This is a genomic window from Acinetobacter sp. neg1 (assembly GCF_000788125.1).
GTDB classification, from domain to species: Bacteria; Pseudomonadota; Gammaproteobacteria; order Pseudomonadales; family Moraxellaceae; genus Acinetobacter; species Acinetobacter vivianii.
This window is the reverse complement of sequence record NZ_JSZD01000012.1, coordinates 75270-94547: the sequence shown is the minus strand read 5'-3', so window position 1 is coordinate 94547 and position 19278 is coordinate 75270. Positions and strand designations below refer to the sequence as shown.

Here is a 19278-nt window from a genome sequence, read left to right as displayed (position 1 = left end):
TCTGACTTCCTTATTGGAGGGCTGCCGATAAAAATTCGAGTACTAAAGGTAATTTTTCTTCAAAATCATCCATTGCATGATTACCACCAGCGTCAGTTAAAATCAATGAGGATGGATGAACTGCACTATAATAGCGTTGAGCCTGACGATAATCCAAGACTTCATCGCCTTGTTGCAAAAGCACGAGAATTTTATCAGCATGCTTTAACTTCGTGTCAGCAATCGATTGTAATTGCTGCAATTGATCTGTATCAAGTGTCCATGATTCAGTGACTTTGAGCGGGATTTGTTCAATGCCGAATAAATCTTGAAATAATTGCCATGGTTGCATAGCAGGATTAATCAGTACAGCAGGACAGCCATACTTTGCGACAAGGTATGTCGTATAAAAGCCACCAAGACTGCTTCCCACCAAAACCACTTTATCACGTGGTAAACTTTCGATAAGCTGAGAAAGCTGTGCAAGTACCTGATCAGGTGTCCGATTTAAATCAGGTAAATGCACATGAACATGATCGAGTCCTGCACAATATTGTTGCAATAATTGCCCTTTTATCGACATCGGGCTACTTCGAAAACCATGTAAATAAATAATTTGCATATGCACCAAAAGAGACAGTGGCTTGACTTATAGTGAAATAAATCACATTATTTTGCTTAATCGTTATGCAAATAACAATATTAAATACAGATAAGCTCAATATTGTCGGACATAAAAAACGATACTGCACTCCGTTCATCAGTATTCTAAAAAAACTACTTATGAAAGATTTAAGATGTAAGCGTTTGTTGTAGTTTATCTAAATAGTATAACGTGAATCACTTCAAACCTTCGGTATATATCAAGGATGGGGAAATCAATATGCCAAGTTTAACACCTCTGCATGAAACCTACTGCAAGTGGGATCGTACGCCCCCGAGTCAGGCAGATGTTCTGGAGGGTTTGGCCCAGCTCGTCAGTACCAGCTTAAGCGGGGTACACGAATTGGTGCAACTGGTACAAACTGAGGTATTACGGACAACGCTCGGTTTAAGTGCACAAAAAGCCAAGAATTTACAAAAACACCCGCAACTGCAAAAGTTCTACCAGTTTTCCTATGTGGCCCTACAAAAATACGGCAGTCATTTTCTTGCCCCTAATTTACGCCGCATTATCGCCAAATTCCCTATTCTGCATGACAAACCGCTGACACCGACATTACATTTTGCAGTAGGTGCATTGAACGGCATTTTTGGTGATTTCTTTTTAAAGCAACATAATCCAATGGCATTGCCGATGGTGCTTTACGACCACTATGGGTCTTTGCAGCAAGGAGAACTGACGGGCCGTGTCGTGATCCTGACACATGGTTTATGTATGAACCATCTAACTTGGTCTAACCATCGTTATGGCGGGATTGGGGAACGTCTGCTGGCTCAACGTGACAACAACACCATGTTGTATCTGAACTACAACACAGGGCGCCGAATTTCTGCCAATGGCCGTAGTTTTGCCAACACACTCGAAGATCTGGTACAGCGTAATCCACGTATTACCAGTATCGACCTGATTGGACACAGTATGGGTGGACTGGTTTCTCGCAGTGCCCTGTTTTATGGCAAGCAGAATCTATATCAATGGGTACATATGGTCGAGAACCTCGTCTGTATTGGCTCGCCACATCATGGTGCAGTACTGGAACGTTTTGGCTTTGTCTTACAGGATAAACTTGGTGCATTTCCATTTATCAGTCTGATTGGTCAGTTAGTCAATGTACGCAGTAACGGCATCCTAGATCTGCGCCACGGCAGCGTTCGTGATGATGACTGGGAACATAATGATGCACGTATTGGTTTTGCAGATGACAATCGTAAGCCCGCACCATTACCTTCGCATATCAATACTTTCCTGATTGCAGGAACTTTAGAGTTTGAGAAGCTTCGTAATAAAGCGCTCTCTGTGATTGGTGATTATTTGGTCAGTGTCAAAAGTGCCTTGGGTGAACATCCAAATCCACGTTTTCAACTTAAGCTACCAGACACACATAAAGCGGTTTTTTATGGGCTGAATCATTTTGAAATTCAGTATCACTCCAGTGTCGCCGAGCAGATTACGCGTTGGTTATATCCTGATGCGAGAGAAAAAGTGGAAGCTGGAGTACAGACACATATGATCAATGTACCAAACAATTATACCTTTGATGACTTAGAAGGGATTGTTGAGACCTAAATAAATAAGCCCAGCTTTATAGCTGGGCTTATTTATTAATGAAAGATTTTATTCTTTGAATTGATCGTAAACTCTATATTTAAAAATATTCCGGATTAATGTTTCTTGAAATAAATATCCATTAAGCGCAGATACAATATTGCGATCATTCCCTGACTTTGCACAAGATAAATTTACATCTACTGAGTCTTCTACTCTAAAGTCTTCTTTTTTAAGCTTTGCACGATCTATTTCTCTGGAATATGCGAATGAATTATTATCATTATAAATCATAATAAGATCTTTCTGATTATGCTTCAGATAAGACCAGTAAATATAATAACTCTTATTTTTATATAAAATATGATTACATGTTCCTGTAGACATCCAGTTTTTATCTTTTAAATTAAAACCAAGTTCTTTTACTAATTTTTTATTATCTTTATTAAAGCTATTTTCCCCAGATACTAGGACATTCCGTATCTTCTAAAACTTTTACTTGTACAGCAACTTCATTCCAATATTTCTTGCACTGTGCCATTCTTTCTGCATATACATAACCTGTGGTTAATAATAAACTTAATCCCATAATTATCTTTTTAATTTTCATGACTCATATTTCCTTAAAATCCATAAATCCTGCTTTAAAATTATATAAAGATTATTATACCTTATAATCACGTCAAAAATTTCATCTAAGAGTTATTGCCAAAATGAAACTCATTTAGATAAACCCCCTAACTTCTATAGCTCTCTCTGCAATAATACTAGTTTAATTAAATTTAAAAAAACCCGAAATATAAATCCTATATTTCGGGTTTTAGGGAAACTAAATAGTTGTCTCTTATTTTTTAACCACACTATAATTTCTAAATAACTGCCATAAGCAGATCAATAAAATCAAACTGAAATATAAGAAAGACCACACTGGTAGTGATTGTCCCAAGAAAGTCCAGTCCACCACCGCACATTCACCCGAACCCGAAAGTACTTCTTGCAGTACAGTTTTCATTGGTAAGGCATCAACCAGATAATCCAGACCTGGACCACAGCTTGGCACTTTATCTGGCGGTAAACTTTGCAACCAGACATGACGTGCTGCCACGCCAACCGACCAGCCAATCGATAAGGTCGCCAAGAACGCATAAAAACGTTTGAAAGCACTTGAAACAGGGTTATGAATAAATGCAACCAGTGCAATTAATCCCATTCCAATCAAGCCAAGGCGCTGGAAAATGCAAAGCGGGCAAGGATCCAAACCTTGCACATGTTCTAAATACAACGCAAATGAGATACCAATGATGCTCGTCAGTACCAACAACGCACTCACTAAGCGGTAATTCCAACGCATGGGAAATCCTCTAAAATATTAGGGTCTGCTGACCTGTTGCTCGTTCAACAGGCCCTAGCGATATTGTGCAAGATATTGTTCAAAACTCATGTCGTTATCTTGTTCAAGTTGCGCCTGTTTTTGCAATGAAGTTTGCGCTAATTGCGCAAAGTATTGTTTGGTTTCTTTACTCAGTGGATGCTGGTCATAGTGATCGACGTGTTGCTGCGCCATCACACTCCCAAAGTTCCAGGTTCCACCATGTTGTAAGGTATCTGCAATCACATGGGCTGAAAGTGTTTCTTCAACATGGTCCAAACGCTGCTGCATAATCTGGATCGCATCCTGATAAAGATGCGTATCTTCCATTTGATCTAATAAAATCGCGCAACCTTGAATTGCATTTAAATGACGTTGTGCCCAATCTTTTAATGCAATCGAATTTGAGCCTTCTTCAATATGTGCATCTGCTGCACGACCACGATTGACCACTTCAAGTTGATTACGATCAATCTGTTCCTGCTCTTCCGCAAATAGATCTGGACTGTCATTCAATAAACAGTAGAGCGCTAGACTTTCCAGAAAACCAGCCGAAATCTCGTCAATACCAATCGCGCTATATGGGTTCACATCCACAGCACGCAACTCAACATAACCAACACCACGGTTTTTCAGTGCCTGAGATGGTGTTTCACCTGCTTGAGGCACCTGTTTTGGACGAACCAGACTGTAGTATTCATTTTCGATCTGGAGCACATGATCATTGATCTGAATTGGCTCACCCTGCTCATCATTTAAACCTAAATCGGTAAATGCAGGATAAGGGGTATGCACGGCTTTCTGTAATCCATTCAGATAATCATGCAAGTCATTGTAGTGAATCCCCAGTTCTTTCTGTGCCGAGTTCTGATAACCCAAGCGTCCCATCCGCAAGGCGGTCGCTTCTGGTAAATATAAAGTTCCTTTTACCAAAGGCTGCAAATGATGTTCACGACCTGTCAGGAAACAGCGACATACCGATGGACTCGCGCCTAACATATACATGACCAGAGGAATTAAGCGGATAAAATTCCGGATCAAGCCAAAATAACGATGACTACGATAATCTTGCAGGCTGAGCTGTTTTAATTGTTCATCTTGCTCATGCTGCTGTAAGGCAATAAATAACTGGTCAGGGAAAGATAAATTATAGTGAACCCCTGAAATGGTTTGCATACGGCGACCATAACGTACCCCCAAACCACGGCGGTAAAGCGTTTTAAAACGACCGATATTGGAAGAACCATATTGAGCTAGTTTAATATTTTCTTCGTTATCGTCCAGCATACAAGGCATGGATAAAGGCCACAGTCGTTCGCCTTCTTCCAGTTGCTGATGCACGACACTATGAATATCACTTAACTCATTTAAAGCTGCGGCAATCGTCGTTTGAGGAGTGGTAATAAACTCCATCAAGGCTTCTGAATAATCGGTGGTGATATGTGGATGTGTCAGTGCCGAACCCAAAGCTTCTGGATGATTTTTTTGTGATAAAAATCCATTACTTTGCATACGTAAACTTTCACGCTCAATCCCGCGTAACATCCCTTTTAATAGCGATGCATCTACCCAAGTTGGTATCACAGAGGAAGTAAGTGTGCTGGGTTGATTCATATTATAGGCTCGCTTATTCAAGATCAGCCGACCACATAAAAGGTAGCGACTTCGTCGACCATACAGACATCATGACAATGCCAATCCCTTCGACTCAGCCAATTATAACGACAATTATGATCTAGTCATCTAGGCTCTGTTAACATTTCATAAATGCTTGTGACAGAAATCCCTGTTTAGTTTGGCAATTTTTATCACAATCTTGTTACATAAGACACGCTGAAATTGTGATTTTATTGAAAAATAAATCTTCTAGAGGAGGCTCGCCCATGCAAGCGCAAGACATTCTGAATTTTTGGTTTGACCCTGACCACCGCTCACTCTGGTTTGCCAAAAGCGATGATTTTGATGCAAAAATTCGCGAGTCATTTCAAGAGATTCATCGTCAGGCAGCTCAGGCGGAACTTTGGTCATGGCGCAAAACCCCTGAAGGCCGTTTAGCTGAAATTATTGTACTTGACCAGTTCTCCCGAAACTTATATCGAGATCAGGCACAGGCCTTTGCTTACGACAGCCTGGCCCTGGCACTGTCACAAGAAGCGATTAGTCTACAATTAGATGCTCAACTCAGTCCTGATCAGCGCTCATTTTTATATATGCCCTTTATGCATAGCGAATCCAAACACATCCACGAATTTGCATTAAAATTATTCCAACGCTTAGGCAATGAAATTAATTTAAATTTCGAGAAAAAGCATAAAGTGATTATTGATCGCTTTGGACGTTATCCGCATCGAAATAAAATTTTAGGACGAGCCTCAACGCCAGAAGAACTGGAATTTTTAACACAACCGAATAGTAGCTTTTAAGTCGATCTCCCTCGGCACTGAACATAGGAAAAGCATATGAAATCTTTATTAATATGCACACCGCTCCTTGTCGCACTGACATTTGCAGGGTGTGCAACGGTTCCTTCCAAACCCAGAACATTTGACCAGCTCGGTCAATTCACCGCTTATCCGTTAAATAACAAAACTTACCGTGTCGGTTTTCAGGCGGATAACAATTTGAGTTATGGTACAGCAGAGGAAATTACCTTGCTCAAAGCAGCGCAAACCACCGTTAAAAATGGTTTCCGTTATTTTAGTGTGGTGGATGACCCAAGTAATGCCCGTCATAAAGCACCCCGTCAGGCTGTGATTTATCCGACGCCGTCGTATTATCCATATGGTTACTATCGTCGTCACCCAGCCTTTTGGCCTGATCCATTCTACGATACCCCACAAGTGGTCAATATTGATCCAATTCAAGTGTCGTATACTATCGAGTGTTTCAAGACTCAGCAGCAATCGCCAGATGCCTTTGATGCGCAACTGATTTTGCAATCTTTGGGGCCAAAATACGGTTTGAGTCCAACAGGAGAAGTGTTGCAGCCGCCTGCACCACCTCAAAATAAAAAGTAAGTTAAAAGGATGGCTCAATGAGTTCAGTCGAAGAAATCCACGTACCTAGCCTACAAAGAAGTAAATACTTCGCCACCATGGCCCTGATTATTGCCGTGGTGTCATGGATTGCTTTAATGGTTGCGGCGCATTTTCTCCCTGAATATAAATGGCTCATCCATATCTTTATGCTGGGCGCAGAAGCAGGCGTGGTGGGTGGCTTAGCCGATTGGTATGCGGTCACGGTCTTGTTCCGTAATCCCTTTGGCAGAATGCCTCTACCCAAATTATTGCGTGACCACACCGAAATTATCCCACGTAACAAAGCCCGTATTGCCGAGTCGATGGGACGTTTTGTGCAGGAAAATTTCTTATCACCACAAATTGTAGAACGTAGCTTACAAAATGCCGATATCAGTTTGGCCGTTGGACAATGGTTAGCCAATCCAAAAAATAATCAGCATGTAGTGCAGATGATTCAGCACACCGTGCCAAGAATTTTTGAATTTGTTAGCCAAGATCAAATTGCGCATTTTGTCCAGAATAACAGTGTGCAATGGGTCAGAAGCACCAAGGTCAATAAGCTGGCCAGTGAAATGCTACGAGCGGTGCTGGAAAATGATTTCCATCAGGATGTATTACAACGCGGACTGGATCTGGCACATGAGTGGATGGTATCTCATCCTGAAGAAGCACGCGATTTATCACGTAAACTGTTTCAAGAGCTTGGTGTCTGGAAACTAGCCAAAGGCGCTAGCTGGATCGGGATTGATGTCCAGCAACGTACCATTGACTCGCTGATTGAAAAAGTTGAGTCGATGCTGGCCAATCCTGATCATCCGTGGCGTCAGGATATTGAAACAACCACACATAATCTGATGCTGGAACTGGCAGATACCGAAAGCGAAGCCAGCCAACGTTTAAACCGTGGCAAAGATGCATTGCTGGATAGTCCGCAAGTATTGAACTTTATCAGTGGTGCGGTCGCGATTCTATGTGATGCGATCAAGGCCGATTTAATGCAGGAAGATTCAGGAATTGCGACTAACTTACAGGCGGCGATACAGCAACTAGGTGAAAGCCTGATTCAAAATGAAAAAGTACGTCATGTGTTAAATGAAAAAATGATCGGCTTGGCGACCAATTTCAGTGAGCAATACAGCGACAAGATCATTCGTTATATCAGTGAACGCATCCATGAGTGGGATTCACGTGAAATGATTGCCAAAATCGAAAGCGAGGTTGGCGGTGATTTGCATATGATCCGTGTTAACGGCGTGATTGTCGGGGCTTTTATCGGTTTAGCACTCGGTGTTATACGTGCTATTGTGGAAAATGTTTTGTAAATAAATCAAATCGTAAAGTTCTCTAGCTCAATTTAAGTTGGGATCAACTATCGTGACGGCGGCATGGATGCCGCCCGTAGTGCTGCGGCCTCAAGGATGGGCCGTCAGCACTACAAAGGATTTTTGTTACTTTTCATCCTTGAAAAGTAAAACATGCCTATGCAAATTACATATAATTTCTCACAGCATATGAGGCTGTGCAGAGTCATCGTAAAAAAGAAATTAGATATTAAAAAGGACATCCGATGTTGCAACTTCAGTCAAAACTCCCAAGCCAAGGCATTACCATCTTTAGCGTAATGACTGAACTCGCACACCGCCTCAATGCCCTCAACCTGTCACAAGGCTTTCCCGATTTCCCAGCTCCACCAGCATTACTTGAAGCGCTTAGCCAAGCTACACTCTCAGGCCATAACCAATATCCACCAGGTGATGGTGTGCTGGCTTTACGAGAACAACTCGCCACACAATTTTTACAACGCGATCAAATACAACTTAATCCTGCCACTGAAATCACCATCACGTCAGGCGCAACCATCGCGATCTTTTGCGCCATTCAAGCCTGCATTCATGCAGAAGATGAAGTGATCATTTTTGATCCTAGCTATGACAGCTACGCCCCAGCGGTTCAACTGGCTGGGGGAAAATCCATTCATATCAACTTGGAAGCACCCTCTTTTCAGGTGGATTGGCAAAAAGTCAAAGACAGTATCAATGCGAAAACCCGCATGATTATTGTGAATACGCCGCATAACCCAACGGGTGCAATCTGGTCAGAACAAGATTGGCGACAACTGATTGAACTGATTCAAGATAAAAATATTGTGGTGCTATCAGATGAAGTCTATGAACATCTGGTATTTGATGGACAAAAGCACTTTAGCGCACTGCAATTTCCTGAATTACGCGAACGCAGTTTTGTGATTGGCTCTTTCGGTAAAACCTACCATGTCACAGGCTGGAAAACCGGTTATTGTGTTGCCTCTCCGCAGCTGATGAGTCTGTTCCGCCAGATCTATCAGTTTGCCAATTTCTGTGGCAATACCCCTTGCCAGTTAGCCCTTGCCCATTACATGCAACAGCACCCTGAACATATCCAAGAGCTACCTCATTTTTATCAGGCAAAACGCGATCTGTTTAATACACACATTCAAGACTCACGCTTTCAATTCCTGCCTTCCCAAGGCACCTATTTCCAGAATCTGGATTACAGCAACATTCGTCCAGATCTAAATGATGTTGAGATGTGCCAGTTCCTTGCGGAGCAACACAAAATCGTGGCGATTCCCATTTCAGTATTTTACCGACAAGCGCCAGAATCACTGCGCTTGATCCGATTCTGCTTCGCCAAGACTGATCAGACACTACAACGTGCAGGTGAAATCCTCCTACAGTGTTGATCAACAAAAAATAAACCGAACGATAAAGTTCCCAGCATCGCTTATGATGGTATGTTGAAAAAATAGATACGCTTCAGGATGAAGGGTGAAGGAAACTGAATGACTCCACGTCAACCTCTGGTGATGCAACCAAATCTCTGGAAAACATTTTTTGTGTTTCTGGTGCCTTTGATTGCCACCAATATTTTACAAAACCTGTCGGGAACGATTAATACCATCTTTGTTGGTCAAATGATGGGCGTAGATGCGATTGCGGCTGTTTCCGTATTCTTCCCGATCCTGTTCTTTTTGCTTGCCTTCGTGATCGGTATTTCTGCTGGGACAACCGTACTGGTGGGACAGGCCTGGGGCGCACAAAACCTTGAAAAAGTCCGCTGTGTAATAGGTTCGACCTTATTTATGACCATGATCGGCGGATGCATTATCGCGGTGCTCGGTCTAGTATTTGCCAAGCATATTCTGGAATTATTGGGTACAGATCCAAAGGTGATGCACCTCTCCTTGCCTTATGTGCAATGGATGCTGGTCGGTAGTCCGCTGTTGTTTGTTTATATTATTTATACCTCGATTCTTCGCGGTGTCGGGGATAGCGTCACACCCCTGATTGCCTTAAGTCTGACCAGCCTGATTGGTCTAGCCGTAACGCCAGTTTTACTGAAAGGTTATTTTGGTTTCCCTGCATTGGGAATCGTCGCGCCCGCGATTGCAACCATTATGGGCTATGCCTTTGTGCTGATTTTCTTAGCCGTTTATCTGAACCATAAAAATCATCCATTAAAGATAGATCGCCAATTACTGCAACATATCCGCCACGATGCCGAGCTCAGTAAATTAATTCTAAAACTTGGCATTCCAACAGGCATTCAGATGGTCACGACGTCACTGGCGGGACTGGTGATTATTGGTCTCATTAACCATTACGGCGCGCACGCCACCGCTGCCTATGGTGCCGTGAATCAGGTGCTGAACTATATTCAGTTTCCAGCCTTGTCGATTTCAATTGCTGCCTCGATTTTTGCGGCTCAAGCAATTGGTGCAGGTAAACCTGATTTATTGGCCAAAGTGACTCGTACCGCTTTGGGCATGAATTTCTTGTTTACGGGAACATTGATTGTTCTGGCCTATTTATTCTCAAAATATTTAATGGCGCTGTTTATTACTGATCACAGCGTAATTGTATTGGGACAACAATTGCTCTTTATTGTGTTGTGGTCAATTTTATTTTTTGGCGCCAGCGCAATTTTTGCCTCGATCATGCGTGCCAGCGGTACTGTAAATATCCCGATGCTGATCAATATTTTTACCATTATCCTGATCGAAGTACCCTGTGCCTATTGGTTTAGTTCATTGTGGGGCTTAACGGGTATCTGGATTGCCTATGCGCTGTCCTTCGTGAGTCTGTGCATCTTCCAAGGTTTTTATTATCAATTCTTCTGGAAGAAATCAAAAATCAAAGTCCTGATTTAACCTGAGCGCGAGGCTGAATATGGTACTCGGAAACGTCATCTACAACCTGCGTGGTGTAAACAAAATAATGTTTTTGCGATATATTTTAATAAATCCAAGAATAGAACAGGTTTTGTAGATGACTATGGTTTTGCCTACTTTTGCCAAAACAAAAGTAGGGCGAGCCGCAGGCTGATCCTAAAATTGGGTGAGAACATGGCAAGATTCCACCAAGCTAATCATTTTCAATAGATTAGAGAGGAATTCAACCGAACTCAGATTGTTTAATATCTGCTTGTTCTGACAGATATAAAAAAGCCATTCACAAAGAATGGCTTTTTTATGCTGTAATGACTTACATCATCTTGGTTGCAAAGGCTGCAATGCGTTGATAACCCGTTGGGAATAAACGCTGGAAAGAATCCACAATACGTGCATCCGTACCAATTAACAGACGGCGTTTATCCTTCTGCACTGCATTCAGAATTTGACGTGCAGCTTCTTCTGGCGGCGTACGCAGGAACTTATCAAATTGCTTGATTGATTTGCTCGGATCCATGCCCAAACTCTTCAAGCTGTCATTCATTTTCGCTGCTTTAGCAATATTGGTACGAATCCCGCCTGGGTGTACACAGAGAGAGCTGACACCGCCCTTCTCAATATCCAGCTCCTGACGTAATGATTCAGTGAAACCACGTACTGCAAATTTGGTTGCGTTATATGCAGATTGGGTTGGCTGCGAAGTTAAACCAAAGATACTTGAAATATTGATGATATGACCATCTTTGGTTTGTTTGATAAATGGCAGGAATTCTTTGGTGCCATACACCACGCCCCAGAAGTTGATGCCTACGATCCACTCCAAATCTTCATAGCTTGCACCTTCCACGGTCGAGCCAAGTGCTACACCTGCGTTATTGAAGATCATATTAACCGAACCATGATCCTGTACCGTCTCTTGCGCCCACTGTTTTACCGCATCACGGTTTGACACATCAAGTACTTTCGTCGTCACAGTTACAGGGTATTGCTTCAATAATTCAACGGTTTGTGCCAAACCTTTTTCATTGATATCACTTAACGATAAATGACAGCCTTGTTTCGCTAACAAGATCGCCAGTTGTTGTCCAATCCCAGAACCAGCACCCGTGATCGCTGCGACTTTATTTTTAAAATTTTTCATTGCCTATCCTTTGTGTTGCGAATGATATGCACAATATTCGCCCCAATCATGCGTTGTCATGTGCTGTTTAACCTGTAACCAATATAATTTTGACAATACAGGTTGTCAATATAGTACACTCAAGCTTTAAGACAAATGGCAATAACCGACACCTAACATGTCATAATAGGCCTATTTACATTCTTGATCGAAGATGTTTAAAAGAGACAAGGCATATTTTCAAAATTTAGTTATGCTAGATCAACAGCACATGGCAGCAATGTAAAAAAGCACGAAATATACGATTTAGAGAATTTTAGGGAACGGTTTTTCAATGGCAACTCAAGAGCAAGCGACAGACAAGAAAAAAAAGACAGCAGTGAAAGAGCGACAATTCAAGGGTCTTTCTTTAACTGAGCGCAAAGAAGCACGTCGTGAAAAACTGATTGAAGCGGGTATTGCGACTTACGGTACACATGGCTTTTTCTCGGTGACCGTTAAAGATGTCTGCAATGAAGCCAAGCTGACTGAACGCTACTTTTATGAATCATTTAAGAAAAGTGAAGATCTTTTTCAGACTGTGTTTCTAAAAATGATCGAAAAAATGCAAACCTGTCTGACTCAGGCTGTACTCATGGCAGCACCTGAACCTAAAAATATGGTGAATGCAGGCTTATCAGCACTCCTGAACGCCATTAAAGATGATCCGCGTATGGCACGGATTATCTATATCGATGCCATGCTGGTTCAGGACCTGCATAATCAAGCCACGATTCAGGAAACCTTGACTCAGTTTGACCGTATTATTCAAGGCTTTGTGATGATTACCATGCCCAATGCGCCGCAAAGCACCGAAGAAGTGTCTTTAATGGCAACGGGCTTAAATGGTTATGTGACCCATATTATTATTCGATGGGTCTCAGAAGGCTTTAAACAGCCGCTTGCAGATGTGCTTTCAGCTTGTTGTGCTGTGTTTTTGTCCTTTATCGAAACAACATCTCAAAAAAATTAAAATCGTTTTACAGTTTTGTGACATGAAAAGCACTTCCATGACAAATTGATTAACTCAATGAATTTACTTGCTTTATACCTAGGCAAGTTGTCATCATTTGGTCATTGCGCTGCCCCACAATTGTCACAATTTATTGCTAAATTCGACTTTATTCCCTCTTTTGCAATGATATTGTCATAATTAATCTTTGTAATAAGCCTGTCATAACAACAAAACGGTTAAACCGTTACGGAATTTAAGGGTATTGCGCTGTGAAAGATGACTATATTTTAATTGTCGATGATGAGTTACCGATCCGCGAAATGATCCATACCTCTTTGGATATGGCAGGCTTCCAATGTTTACAAGCTGAGGATGCCAAACAAGCGCATCAGATTATCGTTGATCAGCGTCCTGCACTTATCTTGCTGGATTGGATGTTACCAGGTGGTGTGAGTGGTGTAGACTTATGCCGTCGCCTTAAACGCGACGAGAACCTGTCTGAAATTCCTGTAATCATGCTCACTGCACGCGGTGAAGAAGACCATAAAGTTCAAGGTCTTGACGCAGGTGCAGATGATTACATGACCAAACCCTTCTCGACACGTGAACTGGTTTCCCGTATCAAGGCGGTATTACGTCGTGCCAACGCACTGAGCGGTGAAAAAGTGATTGATGCCAATGGCTTATTGCTGGATCCTGTCAGTCAGCGTGTTAGCTTTGGCAATAGTATTTTAGATATGGGGCCAACAGAATATCGTTTACTGGCCTTCTTTATGACTCACCCGGAACGCGCTTATACACGCGCCCAGTTACTTGATCAAGTGTGGGGTGGCAATGTCTATATCGAAGACCGTACCATTGACGTGCACATCCGTCGTTTACGCAAAGTGTTAGAACCTTTTGGTGTTGACCGCTTTGTCCAAACGGTTCGTGGCACAGGTTATCGCTTCTCGACACGAGCAGATTTAGCAGTAGGTTAAAAATCTTTTATGTATGAACCTTATCCCGTCCCTGAACTGGCACGTGAACACCAGCGTTTTCGCTACAGCAGTTTATGGACGTTTGCAAAACAAGATTTAAGACTGTTACTTTTTTTCTTATTGATTGCAAGCTTAATTGGATTTGGGGTTGGATACTTTTGGAGCTGTATTTTTATTGCTTTTGTGGTGTTTTTCGCCCTGCAGCTCCGCTCGCTTTATCTGGTCAATGAATGGATTTCAAACCGCCCCTATGATGTCCCGCCCAACTTAAACGGGATCTGGGGTGCATTACTGTTCAATGTTTATCGTGCACAACGTCAGGAACGCATTGTTCAAGCGGAAATGGTTGGTCTCATTGACCGAGCCCAGTCTTCTCTGGTTGCTCTGGCAGAAGCCGTGGTTCTGATTGATGACCAACATCAAATCGAATGGTGGAACCCCGCAGCCGAAAAGCTATTGGGTATTAGTCCCCTCGACCGCGGACGTAACTTATTGTCGATTTTACGTCAGCCAAGTTTCATTGAATATTTTAACAACCCAGATCAATCCCCTGATGGGATTCGTCTGCAAGCGCAGATGGAAGAAGAGCGTTATGTGCACGTCAAACTCACCCGTTTTGGGGGAGAAAGTCGTTTATTGGTCGCACATGACACCACGCGCGTCCATAATCTGGAACAAATGCGTAAAGACTTTGTCGATAATATTTCACATGAATTGCGTACACCGCTGACCGTACTCAGTGGTTATATCGAAACCTTTACCGATCAAGATGACATTACGCCGCGCTGGAAACGTGCTTTTACGCAAATGCAGTCCCAGACCAAACGTATGAATGCCTTGGTCAATGATTTATTGTTGTTATCAAATTTAGAAAATAATAAGAAAGTCGCAAAAAATCAGATTATTGATATGGCAAATCTAATGAACCAGATCTTTGATGATGCGCGTGCTTACAATCTTGATTATGGTCATACTTTAAATTTGGATATTGATAGCCATTGCGACCTAATTGGCTCAGATATTGAAATTGCCAGTGCTTTCAGTAATTTAATTACCAATGCAATTAAATATACGCCGCCTGGTGGCATCATTACCATTGGTTGGCATGAAGCAGGTGACCATGCCTCTTTTACGGTACAGGACAACGGTATCGGGATTGATCCAAAACATTTACCACGCCTGACTGAACGCTTCTATCGCGTTGATAGCGCGCGTAGCCGTCAAACTGGTGGTACAGGTTTAGGACTTGCCATTGTAAAACATGTACTCATGCAACATGGCGCACATCTAGAGATCACCTCTAAAGAAAATGAAGGCTCAACCTTTACCGCGATCTTCCCCAAAGAACGTCTTTATCGAATGCTGTAAATGTTTAACTTCAATAAAAAAGCCGATCCTTCTCGATCGGCTTTTTTTAATTCTGGATCATTCCAATCAACTACTTGCTTTCGCATTGAGCTCTGTCGACTCGACTAAATGACTTGGCAAGCCAAAAATATGGTCAAAGAAGTAATTATAAACAAAGGTATAACATGGGATCAGTACCATCAAACTGAAGTCCAGCAAGAATGCTTTGACTAAACTGATTTGCATCCACCATGCGATCAATGGAATCAAAATCATGACCAGCACAATCTGGAATCCAATCGCATGCGCAACACGTCTCAACACGGTACGCTTTTTCGACGTTTGAGTTTTTTCCCACATCTCAAACACGTAGTTATAAAAAAAGTTCACTGTTACGGCGATGACCGCAATTAAAATCGACAAAGGCCCTGTATGGCTAATGGTGGTACCTGAAAGTACTGCCAGCACCATTGCACAGATAAAAAAGCTAAAAACTTCATAGAAAAAGACGTAGGTGACTCTTCTCTTGGTTCCTTGCATTACAACACCTTGAAATAAATAATGAGTGGATTTTACGCTTTAATTTTGATAAAAAAAGTCAATCGTTATCAGTACAGCTGACAAGTGAATTAAGATGAAATTGACCAGTGAACAACTTGAACTGATTCTTGAAATTATTGATCGTGGTAATTTTTCGGCAGCTGCCCGAGCACTGAATCGGGTTCCTTCCGCAGTCAGTATGGCGATTGCTAACTTAGAGGCAGAATTAAATTTAAAATTATTTGAACGCAGTAAAAACCATCTTGCTCCCACTGAAATTGCTTTGTCCATCGAGCCCCATGCCCGATTGATTGTGACTAAATTGCGCCAGCTAGAAATGCATTTAACTGAACTTTCAACAGGACTGGAAACCCGTATCGCGATTGGGATCGCTGCAGACATCAACCAGAAGCTGCTCTTGGCTGGTATTGAACGTTTGATGCAACGTTACCCACTTCTGGATATTGAAATGGTCAGTGCGCCACAACAAGAATTAAAAGCACGTTTACATCAAAATGAAATTGATCTTTATATTGCCTATAGCTCATCCGAACTCGACCTGAATGAACGATTCCGACTGCTCGGAACTGAAAAATTTGTCGCGGCGGTTTCACCGAAAGATGCACAACAGCTTAAGGATAATAATAAAAATGAACTCACCATGCTCTCTGAACTCAGACAGATTATTGTGGCAAGCAAACACTATCCCCTACCAGATAGTCGCGTTCTGGTTTCTGATTCTTGCTGGTATACCGATAGTTTATTTATGGCGATTAATATGGTGGAACAAGGCTTCGGATGGGGAAATTTTCCACTCTCGATCGTGCAAGAGCATTTTGCGAAAGGCAGTTTGATTCGACTCGAATTTCGTGACACCACAAATCGACTGGATATGCCGATTCATGCAATCTGGCCGAGCCACAAACCTTTAAGTCAAACGACTCAGATGCTCATCGAACTTTGGACAAAAGAAATCAATATTGAATAAAAAAAGCCCGACATCCTGTCGGGCTTTTTCGTATTCCTTTCACTAGGCACAACTCCTGTCATACCTCACGTCCTGATGCCTGAACTTATCATTTTTGTTTTATGTTCTGGAACTTCCTGTTCCTGATGAGTTCATATTAGGCAATTCAGCCTAGGTTGAAAATGGGACATTTCCTCTAATCAGTGTAAGCAAAAACGTACATCAGCATGCTCTCATCTCATTTTTCCAATTAGTTATAATAAAAAGAGAATGCGAGCACTTCTCTAATCTCCTGCCAAATCAGCCTGCTGCGATATCACCTGCACCCCCATATAGCTGTCATAACTCTGCGCCAATAGACAAATCATCACAAAGGCAACTAAGGTCAAAATCTGCTTTTTCATTCTCATTATTTGCTACCTCATTCAAGCATCTATGAAAAAGGTATAAGATTTTTCCCATCTCATCTAATATAGAAAAAACCAGCACTGATCTAATTTTGAGATATGTGGACATTAAAACAATTTAATTATCTAATCACGATTGTAGAAACGGGTGGTTTTATTGCCGCCTCAGAAAAGCTGTTTATTGCCCAATCCGCCCTAAGCAGGCAAATTAAAAATTTAGAAGAAGAACTAGGCTTTGAAATTTTTGATCGGTCCGAGAAAAAAATTAAACTGACCACTGCGGGAGAAGCACTGTATAAAAGTTTAAAAACCAATATTGATCATTTAAAAAGTTCAATTGTTAGCGCCCAAAGTATCAGTCGAGGTGAAGGCAGAATTATTAAAATTGCGCATTCCAGCAGTATCGTACTTGACCACAATAAACTCGAAATCTTCAAGCAGCTCTGTGATACCCATAACATTGATATTGAGATGAATACCTTATCATCCGAGTTACAACTGGAATATTTATTGAATGGCAGTATTGATCTGGGTTTTATCCGCCCACCGATTTACCATAACCTGAATGACGTAAATGCTATCAGTTTATATTCCGCGCCATTGTATGTCGCTGCCCATATTTCAGACCCATTTTTAGGTGAAAAAGAACAGATTTCGATACGGGAATTAGCGTCATTGGATTTTGTTTCTGTACCCCATAAAGCGCGTGGGGGCTTAAGTTATTTGGCCGCCAACTTATGTCTGGTCAATGGATTTTCGCCAAAACGAAGCAGAATTTATTCAAGAAAAAGATCTCAACTTGAGCTGGTTGCTAATGGCTTTGGAATTTGTATCGTGCCTGAAGAATTTAAAGTGATCCTGCCAAGTAATGTCAGGCTTATCCCAATTCAAGATGAAAATACGTTGAGTGAGGTCAAACTGATTTGGAGAAAGGACAATGATCTGATCGTGAATAGCTGTGCTGATGCGATCCATGCTTATTACAGTTCACAATAAATAAAAAAGCCCGACATCCTGTCGGGCTTTTTCGTATTTCGTTACTAGGTGCAACTCCTGTCGTACCTCACGTCCTGATGCTCAAACTTATCATTCTTGTTTTATGTTTTGGAACTTCCTGTTCCTGATGAGTTCATATTAGGCAATTTGGTTTAGGTTGAAAATGGGACATTGCCGTTAGTGGATGTAAGCAAAAGCGTACATGGTTTTTATGTTATTCATTAAATGAAAATTTCACCTTCTAGATATAAGTGACACTCTCCCGCGATCTCTATGCGGTCATTCTCAAGTAACTTGCAATACAGTACTCCACCTCGTTTTGATGCTTGATAGGCAATAATATCTTCCTTTTTAAGTCGCGACTGCCAAAGTGGTATTAACGAGGTATGCAACGAACCTGTTACAGGATCCTCATCTATTCCCATAGAAGGCGTGAAATAACGGGAAACGATATCAAACCCACTCATTTTTCCCTCTGTGGCATCATTTAAAGCAGTAATTGCAACACGTCGCCCACCCAGAGTTTTGATTAAATCAAAATTAGGGTATTCATTTAAAACAGCCTCTGTATTTTGATAGATCACGATATAAGCCTGTGGATTGACATATACCTCAGCAATGTCTTGGGACAAGCTCTCTTTTAATGCTTGAGGAATCTGTTCCATTCGACTTGGGATCTGTACAGGAAAGTTCATTTTGATCCTGCCATTTGCACCGCGAGTGATGAAAAACTCACCCAAGTTCGCCACATGAAATACCAACGATTCAATTTCAGGTTGATTTTTAAAAATAATAAAACTGGTTGCTAACGTGCCATAACCACAAAACTGCACTTCTTGTATCGGTGAAAACCATTTAATTTTATAGTTTTGATCATCAATTTTCCTAGCAAAACTGGTCTCAGATAAATTATTTTCTAATGCTATATTCTGCATTAAACATTCATCCAGCCACTCTTCCAAAAGAACAACCGCAGCAGGATTTCCTTTAAACAACTGATCACTAAATGCATCAACTTGATAAATTTTCATTCTAAACAACTATAAATTTTTCCAATAAGATACTCTTCATTACGAGTAATAACGTATATTTTTGATATGCAAAAATTGCTCATTTAAGATTTTTGGATTTAAAACTATA

Annotated in this window: 17 protein-coding genes and 1 pseudogene; 11 read left to right on the top strand and 7 right to left on the bottom strand. The window is 41.5% G+C overall.

Features of this window, described 5'->3' with window-relative positions; all coding sequences use genetic code 11:
* Positions 1-10: 10 nt before the first annotated feature.
* The gene (locus tag PJ15_RS08895; protein ID WP_047429961.1) at positions 11-601 is read right to left on the bottom strand and encodes a YqiA/YcfP family alpha/beta fold hydrolase; all 591 of its coding nucleotides are present in this window, start codon (positions 599-601) and stop codon (positions 11-13) included.
* A gap of 261 nt (positions 602-862) precedes the next feature.
* On the opposite strand from PJ15_RS08895, the gene PJ15_RS08890 reads away from it, so the two are divergent.
* Positions 863-2209 (top strand): hypothetical protein, encoded by a 1347-nt coding sequence (locus PJ15_RS08890; protein ID WP_004776311.1) that lies wholly within the window; start codon positions 863-865, stop codon positions 2207-2209.
* 48 nt (positions 2210-2257) lie between these two features.
* Here the strand turns inward: PJ15_RS08890 and PJ15_RS08885 are convergent.
* The 3 genes and pseudogenes from PJ15_RS08885 to gshA all read right to left on the bottom strand — a co-directional run bounded on the left by PJ15_RS08885 (position 2258) and on the right by gshA (position 5171).
* Positions 2258-2798: pseudogene (locus PJ15_RS08885) on the bottom strand (hypothetical protein).
* Between the two features lie 234 nt (positions 2799-3032).
* Positions 3033-3539, bottom strand: a complete 507-nt coding sequence (locus tag PJ15_RS08880; RefSeq protein ID WP_047429958.1) for a disulfide bond formation protein B — start codon at positions 3537-3539, stop codon at positions 3033-3035.
* Positions 3540-3593: 54 nt separating this feature from the next.
* Complete coding sequence (gshA, locus tag PJ15_RS08875; RefSeq protein WP_047429955.1) at positions 3594-5171, bottom strand: glutamate--cysteine ligase; 1578 nt, start codon at positions 5169-5171, stop codon at positions 3594-3596.
* Positions 5172-5440: 269 nt separating this feature from the next.
* On the opposite strand from gshA, the gene PJ15_RS08870 reads away from it, so the two are divergent.
* From PJ15_RS08870 to PJ15_RS08850, 5 genes are all read left to right on the top strand, one after another.
* Positions 5441-5980, top strand: coding sequence for a DUF924 family protein (locus PJ15_RS08870; RefSeq protein ID WP_047429952.1), 540 nt, complete (start codon positions 5441-5443; stop codon positions 5978-5980).
* Positions 5981-6016: 36 nt separating this feature from the next.
* Positions 6017-6574, top strand: coding sequence for a CC0125/CC1285 family lipoprotein (locus tag PJ15_RS08865; protein WP_004776316.1), 558 nt, complete (start codon positions 6017-6019; stop codon positions 6572-6574).
* Positions 6575-6591: 17 nt separating this feature from the next.
* Positions 6592-7899 (top strand): DUF445 domain-containing protein, encoded by a 1308-nt coding sequence (locus PJ15_RS08860; protein ID WP_047429950.1) that lies wholly within the window; start codon positions 6592-6594, stop codon positions 7897-7899.
* Between the two features lie 245 nt (positions 7900-8144).
* The gene (locus PJ15_RS08855) at positions 8145-9299 is read left to right on the top strand and encodes a pyridoxal phosphate-dependent aminotransferase (RefSeq protein ID WP_047429948.1); all 1155 of its coding nucleotides are present in this window, start codon (positions 8145-8147) and stop codon (positions 9297-9299) included.
* 99 nt (positions 9300-9398) lie between these two features.
* Positions 9399-10766, top strand: a complete 1368-nt coding sequence (locus PJ15_RS08850; protein WP_004776321.1) for an MATE family efflux transporter — start codon at positions 9399-9401, stop codon at positions 10764-10766.
* Positions 10767-11100: 334 nt separating this feature from the next.
* Here PJ15_RS08850 and PJ15_RS08845 read toward each other — a convergent pair whose 3' ends face one another.
* Entirely contained in the window at positions 11101-11928 is an 828-nt protein-coding gene (locus PJ15_RS08845) for an SDR family NAD(P)-dependent oxidoreductase (RefSeq protein WP_004776323.1), read from the bottom strand.
* A gap of 313 nt (positions 11929-12241) precedes the next feature.
* Between PJ15_RS08845 and PJ15_RS08840 the strand changes: the two genes are divergently transcribed.
* The 3 genes from PJ15_RS08840 (at position 12242) to phoR (ending at position 15249) form a co-directional block, all read left to right on the top strand.
* A complete protein-coding gene (locus PJ15_RS08840; RefSeq protein ID WP_004776325.1) occupies positions 12242-12919 on the top strand; it encodes a TetR/AcrR family transcriptional regulator in 678 nt (225 codons plus the stop codon).
* 251 nt (positions 12920-13170) lie between these two features.
* On the top strand, positions 13171-13881 hold the full coding sequence (phoB, locus tag PJ15_RS08835; protein WP_004776327.1) for a phosphate regulon transcriptional regulator PhoB: 711 nt from the start codon (positions 13171-13173) through the stop codon (positions 13879-13881).
* A 9-nt stretch (positions 13882-13890) separates the two neighbouring features.
* The gene (phoR, locus tag PJ15_RS08830; RefSeq protein WP_004776329.1) at positions 13891-15249 is read left to right on the top strand and encodes a phosphate regulon sensor histidine kinase PhoR; all 1359 of its coding nucleotides are present in this window, start codon (positions 13891-13893) and stop codon (positions 15247-15249) included.
* 66 nt (positions 15250-15315) lie between these two features.
* On the opposite strand, the gene PJ15_RS08825 is transcribed toward phoR, so the two are convergent.
* Positions 15316-15768, bottom strand: coding sequence for a PACE efflux transporter (locus PJ15_RS08825; protein ID WP_004776331.1), 453 nt, complete (start codon positions 15766-15768; stop codon positions 15316-15318).
* Between the two features lie 94 nt (positions 15769-15862).
* Between PJ15_RS08825 and PJ15_RS08820 the strand changes: the two genes are divergently transcribed.
* Together PJ15_RS08820 and PJ15_RS08815 are read left to right on the top strand one after the other, a co-directional pair.
* Complete coding sequence (locus tag PJ15_RS08820; RefSeq protein ID WP_047429945.1) at positions 15863-16756, top strand: LysR family transcriptional regulator; 894 nt, start codon at positions 15863-15865, stop codon at positions 16754-16756.
* A 485-nt stretch (positions 16757-17241) separates the two neighbouring features.
* Positions 17242-18138 carry a LysR family transcriptional regulator gene (locus PJ15_RS08815; protein WP_047429942.1) on the top strand — a complete coding sequence of 299 codons (897 nt, stop codon included), beginning with the start codon at positions 17242-17244 and terminating at the stop codon, positions 18136-18138.
* A gap of 221 nt (positions 18139-18359) precedes the next feature.
* On the opposite strand, the gene PJ15_RS08810 is transcribed toward PJ15_RS08815, so the two are convergent.
* Positions 18360-19169: a PhzF family phenazine biosynthesis protein gene (locus PJ15_RS08810; RefSeq protein ID WP_047429939.1), complete on the bottom strand. Its 810-nt coding sequence runs from the start codon at positions 19167-19169 to the stop codon at positions 18360-18362.
* Positions 19170-19278: the final 109 nt, after the last annotated feature.